Source organism: Kordia sp. E, from assembly GCF_056033805.1.
Genome location: NZ_JBRASR010000002.1, coordinates 428,316 through 441,730 on the forward strand (window position 1 = coordinate 428,316; position 13,415 = coordinate 441,730).

Sequence of the window (13,415 nt, forward strand, 5' to 3'; positions counted from 1 at the left end):
AATTTTTTCTCGTATTTGTCGTTACCTATTAAAAAGTTGGAAACTGATAAACATAGTAGTATTGCTCATGATATTATGAACGTGCTACTGACAAAAATAAATACTAGTAGTAACTAAAGCATTTTGCCTCGTATAAGCAAAGTGCTTTTTATTTTTTTCACTAACTGGGTAACAAAATAATATAATTAGAACTTGACGATATATAAATTATAAAACTTTTATATTATGAAAAAAAAGATCGTAAACAAGTTAACATTAAAGAAAAATGTTATTTCTAATTTGGAAAGTGTAAATGGTGGTGCTGCTCCTAACAATGGAGGAAATGAACCTGTAAGACCTGCTGATGCTCCAGCTTGGTTATCATTACCAAAGACAGAGTGCATGGAATGTTGGGACGTTTGGGCTCCAACTTGGTAACATTCAAGGAAACTCTTTTCTCTTTTGAGGAAAGAGTTTTTTTATATTCTTACTATAATATTCAGTAGTTAAAAACCTTTTTGCATCATGCATGCAACACTTCTCTTTTTCTAATTGGGTACCTTACTTATGACTTTTCACTACCAAATTTCAATGCCTGTCAATAATTGAATTTAGAATAGTAATTACTACAACAAAAACGCTTCTTTCTATGAAAGGAGGTACTTTAATATCCTGTTACTAAAAGTCTTCTTGCGCCACGCATACCACATTTTTGATACTTATGATATGCTTTTGCTGCGCGTTCTCTAATATCAGCATCAGTTTCATTTAAAATCCAGCCATCTAATGCCCATTTTAAGGTATATGCTTCTGGCGCCATTAATCCTGTTGTCCAAACTAACGGATTTGCGCCTGTTTTTTCCAAATAAGGTTTAAAATAATCTTTACTAATACATGCAAGCATAATTGCGTCACGCTTCTTTGTATTTTTTGGTTTCAATTTAATGTCTAAATTAAATTCCATTAAACCATCATGACCAACATATGCTAACAAGTCTGAATTACCTCCAAAATTGAGCTTTTGATCTTTCACAGTAATTTCTTCTGAATATGAACCGCTACTCGCTTGTAGAAAATCTATCGTAGTTTGTTTGATATATTTCCCATCATATGCATCCGCTAACAAATATGTATTTGATGTTTTATGTTTAAATAGAATTCGCTCTAAAATTTTTGGATTATTTGAAGGAATCGTTTTTATAAACTCCCAATCCTTACTACGTTTAAAATGTGTTTTCACACCATATAATGCGCCCCAATATAAATTAGTTCGTGGATTCTGACCATTTCCCAATGATTTTGAAACTGGAACAATTCCTTGATTCACATTATCACACAACGCCACAAACACATGAATTTTCTTCTGACTGAAAACAGAAAGACTTGTGCAAAAAAATAAAAGGGTTAAAAAATATTTCATAAAATTCGGATTTCAAAAAAGTATACTTTTAAAACGTCTTAATACAACAATTCGTATTTCGCTGTATAGTTTACGGGAAACCGTAAGTTTTATCTTTATTTAGTCGATAGTAAAATATTCATTATATTTGAATAAAGGATAACTAATTATTATGGCCATATGCATGACTTAATTGTAGCTCTTATAGGGCTTTTTATAGGAACTCTTCTTGGTAATGAACTAAATAGATTTCTTTATAAGCCAAACGTATGGATTAAATTTAGAAATATCAATATTTTAAGAAATGAAGATGGAGCATTCTGGTCAATATTTGTGGCTAATACTGGAAGGACTTGCGCAGAAAATTGTATTGGATGCATAACAATATTCAATTTGAATAAAATGGATTTAATGGAGCAAAATGAAGCACTAACCGATGAACAATTACCAAGATACAAGCATGAAAATGTTGATTTAGAATATCCAAGGTCCCAGTTAACTACTCCTTCTAAATATACAGATATGAAATGTTCATCTTTATGTTGGGCTCATCATGGAAATCCTGATGAATTGAATATAAATCCAGGAATGGTAAGAAGTTTAAATATATGCAGGATACAATATCATCATAAAAATAAATATTGGTATCTTATATTTCCCTCAGAAAAAGGTTGGAGAAAAATAAGATTGAGATGCAGACTTAAAAATTACAAAGGAAGACTATTTGTTTGCCCAGCAAATGAGTTTCCTAGGAGTATTGATTTTGAAATCTTTTTGAATGAAAAAGAAATTCCTGTTTTTAAATTTATAAAAAGAACATGGGTTAAAAATATTAAATATTTTCTAAGAAGAAAAAGCATGATTTTGGATGATTATTAAATAGCTAGATAGTATGATTTACTATATTTCTTTGCACATTCTCTCAAGTCATTATTAACTCTAAACCTAATCATTTCTTCATTCTTTTTTTTATTTTCTCTGAAAGAAATAAACTCAATTATAGCTTTAGCTAATGATTTAGAATCTTCAGATTCAAAAAAATATGCATGCGAGTAATTTGTAGCAATCTCTTGATAAGTAGGTATTTCACTTAAAAAAGTAGGAATCCCTAGAGATAATGATTCTGAAATTGATAAGCCATAGGAGCAAAACCTTTCTGCTGAAATTACTATATCACATTGTTCATAAGCTTCTCTAATATCAACATAATTTTTTATTTTCACCTCTTTTATCAAATTATAAGAATTAACTTTTTCTAAAAAGAAACTAACTTCATTCTTGTAGTGCTCTTTAACTCCAGTGAAGATTATTTCAAAATTGACATTCTTCTTTTTTAGGATGCTACAAGCCTTTAAAGCTATTATATGTCCTTTTTGAGTCATTCTAAATCTTGATGGAAATAATAATTTTATTTTTCCTCCTTCATCTTTGTGTTTTTTATTTAATATTTGGAAATCTTCTAAATGAATACCTAATTTAATATTGCTAACTTGTAAATCAAACAACTCACTAAAAACTTCTGAGTAATAAATTGATGGAACATAAAGATTATCATATTTGTGTAAACACGTTTTTTTATTTTTTATCAGATTACTCATAAAATTAAAAAAACCATCTCCCCATTTGCTATCATACTCTTTTTCATTTTCATGATTAGTTACAAAATATTTTTTGTTAGTAGGAATGTATAGATTTGAGACAAAAGAATTAAAGTGAAATATATCTGCCTCTATATTTGCAATTTGAGCAAGGCAATAATTAGAAAGCTCTTGTAATTTCTCTATTGAACATTCATCATTTAAAATCTCTTTTGAAATAAAGTTTGAGCTTGAATTATAGAGTTTATAACTATCGATATACTTTTCAGGAACTATTCCAAATACTTTTATTCCTTCAATATTAATTTCTTTATTTAAACTAGAGCATACGATAAAAACATCATGACCAAGAGTTTTCATTTCTTTTGCATACTTAACCATAAATCTCTCTACTCCTCCAATATAATTTTTATTTATTGTGTAAAGTGTATGTAAGCAAATTTTCATATGGCCATAATAATTAGTTATCCATCATTCAAATAACCAAACTCATCAAAAACGCACTAAATTTCTTGGATTCTTAATCGTTAATAATTCCGTTTTTTTCTTCTCATTGACATGCGCATACATTTGTGTCACATTAATAGAGCTATGTCCTAAAAAATGTTGAATATATCTAATATCAACATCTTCCTCTAATAACAAAGTCGCGAACGAGTGTCGAAAAACATGTGGTGTGATATTTCTATGAATATTAGCCTTCATAGTATATTTCTTCACCAAATTCCGAACTGACTGTGTCGATAATCCATTTCCAAATCTGTTGATAAAGAAAAAACAAGACGCATCAATTATTGGCTGAAATGATGAATAATTATTCTGCAAGGCTTTTCTAGTTGCTTTATTGGTAATTGGAATATTTCGCTCTTTATTTCCTTTTCCTAAAATCCGAATGGTTTCAAAGTTTGCACCTATACTTTCCTTTTTCAAACCACACAATTCAGAAACTCTAATTCCTGTTGCTAACAACAATTCTAAAACAGCAATATCACGAATGACTTCTTTATACTGATACGATTTTTTTTGATTAATATCATTTCTACATAAATATGCTTGCTTCAAAATAGCATTGATCTCAATAATTGATAACACTTTTGGCAATAACTTATCCAACTTTATTTTTATACGAACTTTATGAAATGGATTCGTTTCAATAGATTCTTCAAACTCTAAAAAAGAAAAAAATGTTTTTAATGTGGCTACTTTCCGCTTCATGGTTCTTGAAGCATATGTAGACAACAGCTGTAAATACAATTTCAAATCCTCTTTCGTAATTGTTGTAATATCTTCTTTATTCAGGAATTCGTCAAACTGTCGCAAATCAGCTTTGTATGCTTTCAATGTTTTAGGGCTCAATTTTTTCTCTATCTCACAATGAAACAGAAAAAAGGAAATCTCTTTTTTCATAAATATATATTAGGTTTAGGGGAGTTATACAATGTTTAAAAGCTAAAGATCATATAATTTTCTATACTTATGCGACTTTCTCACAATGTTAAGATCATAGAAGATGTGATCATTTTAACGCAAAAACAGTATCTTGTTGTTCTAATTTTTTATACAAATGAAACGTACCTCAATAGCCATTATGAGTAGCATTCTACTATTTGCTTCCTGCAAAGATGCTACACCCGAAAAAAAATCAGATACATCTATGACCGATAATCCTTTATTAACCGAATGGAACACACCTTTTGGCGTGCCTCCTTTCGACAAAATAAAAAGTAGTGACTACTTACCTGCTTTTAGAATTGCTTTAGAAGAAAACAAACAAGAAATCAAAGGGATTACGGAAAACACAGAAGCTCCAACATTTCAAAATACCATTGAAGCACTAGAATTTAGCGGAGTAAACTTAAACAGATTACAACGTGTATTTTATGCTGTAAATGGAGCTAATACAGATAGTATTTTAAAAATAGCCGCTAAAGAAATTACACCTTCAGTTGCCACGCATACTGATTTCATTAACTTAAATGCAGACTTATTCAAGCGTGTAAAAGTTGTATATGATCAAAAAGAAAGTCTCAATCTTTCACCTGAAGAAACACGCTTGTTAGAAGAAACACACAAACGATTTGTGCGTTCTGGAATTAATTTACAAGGTAAAGCACAAAATCGCTTACGCGAGATTAATGAAAGGTTAGCTGGACTTGGTGGTGATTTTGGTGAAAATTTATTAGATGAAACCAACGCTTTTGAATATCATACTAAAGATAAAAAAGATTTAGGAAATCTTCCAGAAAGCTTAGTGGCTTTAGCAGCAGCAGAAGCTAAAAAAAGAGGTCATAAAGATGGCTGGTCGTTTACATTACAACGTCCAAGCATCAATCCTTTTTTACAATCATCTCCAAACAGAGATGCTCGTAAAGCATTATTTGATGGATATGCTATGCGCGCCAACAATGATAATGAAAACGACAACAAAGCAATTTTAATTGAAATGGCTTCTTTGCGTTTAGAAAAAGCAAAGCTCTTAGGATACGAATCCCATGCAGCGTATATTCTTTCAGATAATATGGCTGAAACACCAGAAGCTGTATTTGGTTTTATGGAAAAATTATGGCCTTCTGCATTAGCTATGGCAAAAACAGAACGCGAAGCATTGGCTAAAAAAATGGCGAGTGAAGGTGTCACTGGGAATTTTGCAGGAAGCGATTGGAGGCATTATGTAGAAAAAGTTAGAAAAGAACGTTACAATTTTGATGAAGAACAAACGCGTCCGTATTTTGAAGTAAATGCTGTTAGAGATGGTGTTTTTGCATTGGCAAATCAACTATTTGGATTAACCTTTAAAGAAATGAACGATGTTCCAAAATGGCATGAAGATCAGCAAGTCTTTAAAGTATTAGAAGCAGATGGTTCACACTTAGGAATAATATACATGGATTTCTTCGCTCGTGAAAGTAAACGTGGTGGCGCTTGGATGAATGCTTTACGTAGTCAAATGAACGTAGATGGAATGGTAACTCCAATTGTAACAAATAACTTCAACTATCCTGCTCCTTCTGGAGATTCACCTTCGTTACTATCGTTCACAGAAGCAGAGACTTTATTCCATGAATTTGGTCATGCATTACACGGATTATTCTCTAATGTAAAATATGAATCATTATCTGGAACAAACGTACCAAGAGATTTTGTAGAATTCCCATCGCAAGTAATGGAAAATTGGATGAGTGAACCTCAAGTATTACGCTTATTTGCCAAACATTATAAAACTGGAGAAGTAATTCCTGATAGCATGATTAAGAAAATGAAAGATGCAAATTCTTTCAATGGTGGTTTTGCTACGGTTGAATATATGGCTGCTGCATATTTAGATATGGCTTGGCATGCAAAAACGGAAAACATACCAACAGATGCAAATGCTTTTGAAAAAGAAGCTATGGATAAGCTGGGCTTAATTGACGAAATCATTCCACGCTATAGAAATACATACTTTGGACATATTTTTTCAAGTGCCACAGGATATTCTTCTGGATATTACAGTTACTTATGGTCAGAAGTATTGGATGCAGATGCTTTTCAAACATTTAAAGATACTGGAAACATCTTTGATCCAGAAACAGCTAAACGTTACCGTAAAATGCTTAGTATGGGCGGATCGCAACCTGGAATGGAACTATACAAAGGATTCCGTGGAGCTGAACCAGAAATTGGACCATTATTAAAGAAAAAAGGATTTGTAGAATAGCAAATCTCTTTCCATAAAAAAAGCCTGAACAACTAAATGTTCAGGCTTTTTTATATTGTTAAATCTTAATTATGCTTCGAATGCTTCGATTGACACGTAAGATCTATTGTTAGCTTTCTTTGTGAATTTCACAAGACCGTCTACTTTTGCATGTAATGTATGGTCTTTTCCCATATATACATTTTCTCCTGGATTGTGAGTAGTACCTCTTTGTCTAACGAGTATGTTACCAGCGATTGCCGCTTGTCCACCAAAAATCTTAACACCTAAGCGTTTCGATTCTGATTCTCTACCGTTTTTCGAACTACCAACTCCTTTTTTGTGAGCCATTTTAGTAAGGTTTTATTTTGTTATACTTAAGTAATAATGCAATTACGCTTTACCACCATCTAATTCGTCTTGCCATTTCTTTAATTCATCCCACTTACCATCAGCAGCTAATTGAGCTTGTGCTGGCCAAGTATCTGTAACGTGTTTTCCACGAACAGCTGCGATAATTTCAGAAATTTTAGCTGGTTCTGTTTTTGCTAATTCAGCAAAAGTTGCAATTCCAGCTTCTACTAAAGTAGATGCGATTTTAGGACCAATTCCTTCAATCTTCTTTAAATCATCAGCTTTAGCTGTTGTTGCTTTTTTAGCTGCAGGCTTTGCGGCTGGTTTAGCAACTTCTTTTTTAGCGGCTTCTTTCTTTGGAGCAGCTTTCTTAGCTCCTGAAGCTACAATGTTTTCAATAACAATTTCTGTTAAAGACTGACGGTGACCATTCTTAACACGGTAACCTTTACGTCTTTTCTTCTTAAAAACAATTACTTTATCACCTTTAAGGTGTTTTAAAACTTTGGCCTCTACTGCGGCTCCGTTTATAGCTGGGGCGCCAATCGTAACTTGCCCGTTGTCATCTAGTAAAAGAACATTATCGAAAGTAACTTTCTTTCCTTCTTCTACTGCCAAACGGTGAACAAATACTTTTTGGTCTTTCGCAACTTTAAATTGCTGCCCTGCCATCTCTACAATTGCATACATAGCGTATCGTTTATTTATTAATTTTGTCCAAAAAATGGACGCAAATATACATCTAATTAATTAATCTACAAACACTTCTACACTACTTTCTAAGATATATTCCAACTTGGCTTAAATTTTTGCATAAATAAGAGGCTCAAAACGACTGAAGAGGCTAAACCTTCTATGAGTATTATGAAGAGTAAAATACCCGGTTCGGCAGCATAACTACCTAGTCCCATTGTCATTATTTTTTCTGCGAAAGCTGTATCAATATAAAACATATAGACTCCCATAAATAGTGTGAAAATTATAGTCGCAAATAAACCTGATAAAATTCCCACCTTGAAACCTTCAAAATAATTGAATTTAACTCCTTTTTCTGCTTTTAAATCTTTTATCACCTTGTAAATACCATATGCAACAATAACTCCATTTAATAAACGTAACCAAGGATTCTCATGTATTCCGAATAATCGTACTATTAAAAAGTATAGTATTAATCCCAATGCAATAAATCCTCCATATTTTAATGATTTCTTTTCCATGCTCGGCTATATTTTTGATTAGTAATTAACTGATAGTCTTTAATTTACAAAAATTCACCAAGATGCCAAAATATTATTAAATTTCTTTTATTACTTGTATGGTGTAACATTTTTATAGAACTTGCGTCTCATACAAAATAACTAAAGTAAAAAAGTAAAAACGCAATGAAAAAAAGATTATTTTCAATAGCTTCATTACTGCTTTTCGGATTCGCTTCCCAAGCACAAGAAGTTAAGTTTGAAGAATATGATTTAGACAATGGTCTGCATGTAATTCTTCACCAAGACAATTCTGCCCCTGTTGTGACTACAGCAGTTATGTATCATGTAGGAGCTAAGGATGAAACTCCAGAGCGTACAGGATTCGCTCATTTCTTCGAGCATCTTCTTTTTGAAGGAACAAAAAATATAGAACGCGGACAATGGTTCAAAATCGTTTCTTCTAATGGAGGAAGCAACAATGCAAACACTACAGATGACAGAACGTATTATTACGAAGTTTTCCCTTCAAACAACCTAGAATTAGGATTATGGATGGAATCTGAACGTATGTTACATCCTGTTATTAATCAAGATGGTGTTGACACACAAAATGAAGTTGTTAAGGAAGAAAAAAGACAACGTGTAGACAATCAACCATACGGACATATTCTTGAAGAAATCAAGAAACACATGTTTAAAAAGCATCCTTATAAAGGAACTACTATTGGAAAGATGGCACATTTAGATGCTGCAACTTTAGAAGAGTTTATGGCTTTTAACAAAAAGTATTATGTTCCTAACAATGCTACATTAGTTGTTGCTGGAGATATTAATTCTGCTGAAGCTAAGAAAATGATCAAAGATTATTTCGGAGCAATTCCAAGAGGAAAAGATATCGTAAGAAGCTTCCCGAAAGAAGATCCAATTACAAAAGAATTCAAAGCAAAAGCATACGATCAAAACATTCAAATCCCTGCAATTATTGCTGCATACAGAACATCTTCTTTTAAAACAAGAGATGCACGTGTTTTAGATATGATTTCTTCATACTTAAGTAGTGGAAAAAGTTCTAAGCTTTATAAGCGTTTGGTTGAAGATAAGAAAATGGCTTTAGCTGTACAAGCTGTAAATATTAGTCAAGAAGACTATGGTACATATGCTTTATTTGCACTTCCATTAGGTGAAAATACTTTAGAAGATTTAGTCGCTGAAATGGACGATGAAATCAAAAAGTTACAAACTGAATTAATTTCTGAAAAAGATTACCAAAAACTTCAAAACAAATTTGAGAACAACTTTGTAAATTCAAATTCAAGTGTACAAGGAATTACAAATTCTTTGGCGAGATATAATGTTTTGTATGGAGATACAAACTTAATCAACACAGAAATTGACATTTACAGATCAGTTACAAGAGAAGAAATTAGAAAAATTGCTAACAAGTATTTAAAAACAAACCAACGTTTGTTATTAGATTATTTACCAGCTGAGAAAACACCAGGAGAAAAAAAATAAGATAGACCATGAAAACAAAAATATATTCACTTCTTGTATTGTTTTTAGCCTCGCTAACAATGCAAGCACAAATAGATAGATCTAAACAACCAAAACCTGGTCCAGCTCCAAAAGTAAACATTGGAAAACCAGAAACGTTTACTTTGAAAAACGGATTAACGGTGATGATTGTTGAAAACAATAAATTGCCTCGTGTTTCTGCAACTTTACGAATAGACAATCCTTTAATTGTAGAAGGTAAAAAAGCAGGAGTTAGTAGTTTAGTTAGTACATTATTAGGAACTGGATCTACTTCTATTTCTAAAGATGACTTTAATGAAGAAGTTGATTACTTAGGAGCTTCTTTAAATTTTGGTTCACAAAGTGCTTTCGCAAATTCACTTTCAAAATACTTTCCTAGAGTGATGGAATTAATGGCAGATGCTGCTTTAAATCCTAATTTTACACAAGAAGATTTAGATAGTGAAAGAGCTAAAATTCTTGAAAACTTAAAATCTGAAAAGAAAGACGTAAAAGCAATCGCTAGAAGAGTTGAATCAGTATTAGCGTATGGAGCAAAGCATCCATATGGAGAGTTTGTTACTGAAGAATCTGTAAAGAGTGTAACACTTGCTGATGTAAATAATTTTTACAAAAAGTACTTTAAGCCTGGAAATGCATACTTAGTTATCATTGGAGATGTAAAAGCAAGAGACGCTAAGAAATTAGTAAAAAAGCTTTTCAAGAAATGGGAGAAAGGTGCTATCGTTGCTGATCAATTTAATACTTCAAAAAACCCTGCTGCTACAGAAGTAAACTTCATTAACATGGAGAATGCTGTTCAGTCTGAGTTAAGTGTTCAAAACAATGTAAACTTAACAATGAAAGACGCTGACTACTTCCCAGTTTTAATCGCCAACAATATCTTAGGTGGTGGTGGTGAAGCGCGTTTATTCAACAACCTTCGTGAAGACAAAAAATTCACATACGGTTCATATTCAAGTATTGGAAACAACAGAAAAACAGCATCTCGTTTTAGAGCTTCTGCAAGTGTTCGTAATGCTGTAACTGATAGTGCAGTTGTTGAAATTTTAAAAGAAATTAAAAAGATTTCTACAGAATTAGTTTCTGATGAAGAACTAAAAAATGTAAAAGCTAAATATGTTGGAAGATTCGTAACAGGAATTGAGCGTCCTTCTACAATTGCTAGTTATGCATTAAATATCATCACAGAAGATCTTCCAAAAGATTTTTACGAAACGTATTTAGAAAAAATTGAAGCAGTTACAAAAGAAGACGTATTAAGAGCTGCTAAAAAGTATTTCTTAAAAGACAATCTTAAAATTGTAGTTACTGGAAAAGGTGCTGAAGTTATGGATGCTTTAGAAAACTTAACTTTTGATGGAAAAAAGATTCCTGTAAAATACTTTGATCAATACGGAGAATCAACTAAGAAGCCAGAATTTAAAAAACCAATTCCTGCTGGAGTTACTGCACAAAGTGTAGTTGACAACTATATCAAAGCAGTTGGTGGAAAAGATAAATTAATGGCTGTAACAACAACTGTTCAAGAAATGGAAGCTTCTTTCCAAGGAATGAGCATGATAACAACATTAAAGCAAAAATCACCTAACATGATGATGACAGATGTAAGTATGGTAGGTATGGGATCTGTTTTCAAACAAGCGTTTGATGGTGAAAAAGGATACATGTCACAACAAGGTAACAAACGTGAAATGCCTGCTGAAATGTTAGCTGAAATGAAATCAAGAAAAGGTTTATTCCCTGAATTAAACTATACTGATAGCAAATTAACATTAACAGGTATCGAATCTGTAGAAGGAAAAGATGCATATGTTGTTGTTGTTGAAAATGCTGCTGGAAAAAAAGTAACAAACTATTATAGTGTTGCTTCTGGTTTAAAAGTGAAAAAATCTGAAACGGCTAAAGGTCCAGGTGGACAAGAAGTTGCTCAAGAAACAACATACGGAGATTACAGAGAAGTAGATGGAATTAAATTTCCTTACGAAATGGTAGTTCCTATGGCTGGACAAAAAATTGAATTTGCAACAATATCTGTAAAGGTGAATGCACCTTTAACAAAAGCAGATTTTGAATAAAATCAATTTTTAAAATATATTTAAAAAGACTCTAAGATTTTCTTAGGGTCTTTTTTTGTATAATTATTTAGCTGTTGTTTTAATGCGTTTATTCACTAAATAAACGCCCGTTAAAATAATAATTCCTCCTAATACTTGATACACACTTAAACGTTCTCCAAATAATAATCCCCAAAAAATAGCAACAACTGGCATTGTATACGTTACAGAAGAAGCAAAAACTGGGCTTGAAATTTGAACCAATCTACTATAAATCACTTTTGCAATAGCAGTTCCAAAAAATGATAAAATTGTAATATAACCCATAGCTATTTGCATCTTTTCACTCTGCATAACATCATTTAAAAATCCTGTATACGCTAAAATAATTACTGCTGGAATTATGATAATTACAAAGTTCCCTGTTACAATAGCAAGTGCATTTACATCATTTAAATAGCGCTTAATAATATTCACATTCAAACCATATCCAATAGTAGCAAACAGTACAAAAAAGCTAAACCAATAGTTTTGACTCGGATTAAAATCTGCGCCTGCAAAAACTAATATCAAAGCCCCAACAAGACCAATTAATACGCCTAAAACTTGTCGTTTTGTAACAACAACACCAAAAAACAACACTCCAAAAACAATGGTATTCAAAGGTGTTAGCGAATTCAGCATACTTGCGACCGAACTGTCCAATTGTTCTTGTGCAATTGCAAACAGAAATACAGGAAATAATGATCCAGCCATTGCTGTCCAAAAAATCCACTTCCATTGATGCCGTTTGATGAGTTTAACTTTATTCAAACCAACCGAAAACAAAAAAATTGTAGTAATTACAATTCGTAACGCACCTACCTGAATAGAACTCAATCCATTCATTGCCTGATCAATTAAAATGAAAGAACTTCCCCAAATTAATGATAACATCGCAAGGTAAACCCACTTTAATTTTGCAGCATCCATAATGTTAATTCAAAATTACTGTGTAAAAGTCCAACAATTATTTTGAATATTTTGACCATAATTGTGTAATTTTGTAATAATCTTATAAGTCAAAACTATGCTGAATTTTTCAGTACGTTTTCTAAATAAACACATCATGAAAAATATACTATTCGTTTTTGCAATGGCACTTGCTGTTGTAAGTTGTAAAAACAACACTACACCAGAAACTATAACAGTTGATACACAAACTGAAACTGCAAAAAAAGAAGTTAGCACAAATGATTTAGCTGCGAATTATAACAAAGCTGAATTTAAAATTGACGGAATGACTTGCGCTATTGGATGTGCAAAGCGCATTGAAAGCAAATTAGCGTCTATGGAAGGTGTAAAATCTGCAACGGTAGACTTTGAGCAAAAACTAGCAATGGTTGAGTACAACGAAGCTAAAGTTGATTTTGATGCATTAACTAGCACAGTTGCAAAAGTTCCTGGAGATTATAAAATATCTGACATGAAAAATGTGGAAGCATTTGCAAAACAAGATGCTGAGAAAAAAGCATGTAAAGCTGACTGCAAAAAAGATTGTTGTACTAAAAAAGATGCTGAAAAGATGGCTTGTGCTGAAGATTGCAAAAAAGATTGCTGCACAAAAAAAGCATAAAA

General features: G+C 32.0%; 13 protein-coding genes. 6 read left to right on the plus strand and 7 right to left on the minus strand.

Annotation, left to right across the window (positions count from 1 at the left end):
- Nucleotides 1-225 precede the first annotated feature (225 nt).
- Nucleotides 226-417, plus strand: coding sequence for a hypothetical protein (locus tag ACUUYC_RS04880; protein WP_474264352.1), 192 nt, complete (start codon nt 226-228; stop codon nt 415-417).
- 226 nt (nt 418-643) lie between these two features.
- On the opposite strand, the gene ACUUYC_RS04885 is transcribed toward ACUUYC_RS04880, so the two are convergent.
- On the minus strand, nt 644-1,399 hold the full coding sequence (locus tag ACUUYC_RS04885; RefSeq protein WP_474264353.1) for a hypothetical protein: 756 nt from the start codon (nt 1,397-1,399) through the stop codon (nt 644-646).
- Nucleotides 1,400-1,558: 159 nt separating this feature from the next.
- Here ACUUYC_RS04885 and ACUUYC_RS04890 point away from each other — a divergent pair, with 159 nt between their 5' ends.
- Complete coding sequence (locus tag ACUUYC_RS04890) at nt 1,559-2,257, plus strand: hypothetical protein (protein ID WP_474264354.1); 699 nt, start codon at nt 1,559-1,561, stop codon at nt 2,255-2,257.
- Here ACUUYC_RS04890 and ACUUYC_RS04895 read toward each other — a convergent pair.
- Nucleotides 2,254-3,423 carry a glycosyltransferase family 4 protein gene (locus ACUUYC_RS04895; protein ID WP_474264355.1) on the minus strand — a complete coding sequence of 390 codons (1,170 nt, stop codon included), beginning with the start codon at nt 3,421-3,423 and terminating at the stop codon, nt 2,254-2,256. The two genes, ACUUYC_RS04890 and ACUUYC_RS04895, sit on opposite strands and share 4 nt — an antisense overlap.
- Before the next feature lie 45 nt (nt 3,424-3,468).
- Complete coding sequence (locus ACUUYC_RS04900; protein WP_474264356.1) at nt 3,469-4,383, minus strand: tyrosine-type recombinase/integrase; 915 nt, start codon at nt 4,381-4,383, stop codon at nt 3,469-3,471.
- 157 nt (nt 4,384-4,540) lie between these two features.
- Here ACUUYC_RS04900 and ACUUYC_RS04905 point away from each other — a divergent pair, with 157 nt between their 5' ends.
- Nucleotides 4,541-6,673 carry a M3 family metallopeptidase gene (locus ACUUYC_RS04905; RefSeq protein ID WP_474264357.1) on the plus strand — a complete coding sequence of 711 codons (2,133 nt, stop codon included), beginning with the start codon at nt 4,541-4,543 and terminating at the stop codon, nt 6,671-6,673.
- Between the two features lie 69 nt (nt 6,674-6,742).
- Here ACUUYC_RS04905 and rpmA read toward each other — a convergent pair whose 3' ends face one another.
- The 3 genes from rpmA to ACUUYC_RS04920 form a co-directional block, all read right to left on the minus strand.
- On the minus strand, nt 6,743-7,003 hold the full coding sequence (rpmA, locus tag ACUUYC_RS04910) for a 50S ribosomal protein L27 (protein WP_474264358.1): 261 nt from the start codon (nt 7,001-7,003) through the stop codon (nt 6,743-6,745).
- A gap of 42 nt (nt 7,004-7,045) precedes the next feature.
- A complete protein-coding gene (gene rplU, locus ACUUYC_RS04915; protein WP_474264359.1) occupies nt 7,046-7,696 on the minus strand; it encodes a 50S ribosomal protein L21 in 651 nt (216 codons plus the stop codon).
- 89 nt (nt 7,697-7,785) lie between these two features.
- Complete coding sequence (locus ACUUYC_RS04920) at nt 7,786-8,223, minus strand: DUF4199 domain-containing protein (RefSeq protein ID WP_474264360.1); 438 nt, start codon at nt 8,221-8,223, stop codon at nt 7,786-7,788.
- A gap of 165 nt (nt 8,224-8,388) precedes the next feature.
- Between ACUUYC_RS04920 and ACUUYC_RS04925 the strand changes: the two genes are divergently transcribed.
- Together ACUUYC_RS04925 and ACUUYC_RS04930 are read left to right on the plus strand one after the other, a co-directional pair.
- Complete coding sequence (locus ACUUYC_RS04925) at nt 8,389-9,720, plus strand: M16 family metallopeptidase (RefSeq protein WP_474264361.1); 1,332 nt, start codon at nt 8,389-8,391, stop codon at nt 9,718-9,720.
- A gap of 8 nt (nt 9,721-9,728) precedes the next feature.
- Nucleotides 9,729-11,819 carry a M16 family metallopeptidase gene (locus ACUUYC_RS04930; RefSeq protein ID WP_474264362.1) on the plus strand — a complete coding sequence of 697 codons (2,091 nt, stop codon included), beginning with the start codon at nt 9,729-9,731 and terminating at the stop codon, nt 11,817-11,819.
- A gap of 63 nt (nt 11,820-11,882) precedes the next feature.
- On the opposite strand, the gene ACUUYC_RS04935 is transcribed toward ACUUYC_RS04930, so the two are convergent.
- Nucleotides 11,883-12,770, minus strand: coding sequence for a DMT family transporter (locus ACUUYC_RS04935; RefSeq protein ID WP_474264363.1), 888 nt, complete (start codon nt 12,768-12,770; stop codon nt 11,883-11,885).
- Between the two features lie 136 nt (nt 12,771-12,906).
- Here ACUUYC_RS04935 and ACUUYC_RS04940 point away from each other — a divergent pair, with 136 nt between their 5' ends.
- Nucleotides 12,907-13,413 carry a heavy-metal-associated domain-containing protein gene (locus tag ACUUYC_RS04940; protein WP_474264364.1) on the plus strand — a complete coding sequence of 169 codons (507 nt, stop codon included), beginning with the start codon at nt 12,907-12,909 and terminating at the stop codon, nt 13,411-13,413.
- The last annotated feature ends 2 nt before the right edge of the window (nt 13,414-13,415 follow it).

Bases quoted from the DNA above. Each gene is read 5' to 3' on its own strand.
- ACUUYC_RS04890 (WP_474264354.1), top strand. From the start codon at position 1,559: ATGCATGACTTAATTGTAGCTCTTATAGGGCTTTTTATAGGAACTCTT.
- ACUUYC_RS04940 (WP_474264364.1), top strand. From the start codon at position 12,907: ATGAAAAATATACTATTCGTTTTTGCAATGGCACTTGCTGTTGTAAGT.
- ACUUYC_RS04935 (WP_474264363.1), bottom strand. From the start codon at position 12,770: ATGGATGCTGCAAAATTAAAGTGGGTTTACCTTGCGATGTTATCATTA.
- ACUUYC_RS04920 (WP_474264360.1), bottom strand. From the start codon at position 8,223: ATGGAAAAGAAATCATTAAAATATGGAGGATTTATTGCATTGGGATTA.
- ACUUYC_RS04905 (WP_474264357.1), top strand. From the start codon at position 4,541: ATGAAACGTACCTCAATAGCCATTATGAGTAGCATTCTACTATTTGCT.
- ACUUYC_RS04885 (WP_474264353.1), bottom strand. From the start codon at position 1,399: ATGAAATATTTTTTAACCCTTTTATTTTTTTGCACAAGTCTTTCTGTT.
- ACUUYC_RS04925 (WP_474264361.1), top strand. From the start codon at position 8,389: ATGAAAAAAAGATTATTTTCAATAGCTTCATTACTGCTTTTCGGATTC.
- ACUUYC_RS04880 (WP_474264352.1), top strand. From the start codon at position 226: ATGAAAAAAAAGATCGTAAACAAGTTAACATTAAAGAAAAATGTTATT.
- rplU (WP_474264359.1), bottom strand. From the start codon at position 7,696: ATGTATGCAATTGTAGAGATGGCAGGGCAGCAATTTAAAGTTGCGAAA.
- rpmA (WP_474264358.1), bottom strand. From the start codon at position 7,003: ATGGCTCACAAAAAAGGAGTTGGTAGTTCGAAAAACGGTAGAGAATCA.
- ACUUYC_RS04900 (WP_474264356.1), bottom strand. From the start codon at position 4,383: ATGAAAAAAGAGATTTCCTTTTTTCTGTTTCATTGTGAGATAGAGAAA.
- ACUUYC_RS04930 (WP_474264362.1), top strand. From the start codon at position 9,729: ATGAAAACAAAAATATATTCACTTCTTGTATTGTTTTTAGCCTCGCTA.
- ACUUYC_RS04895 (WP_474264355.1), bottom strand. From the start codon at position 3,423: ATGAAAATTTGCTTACATACACTTTACACAATAAATAAAAATTATATT.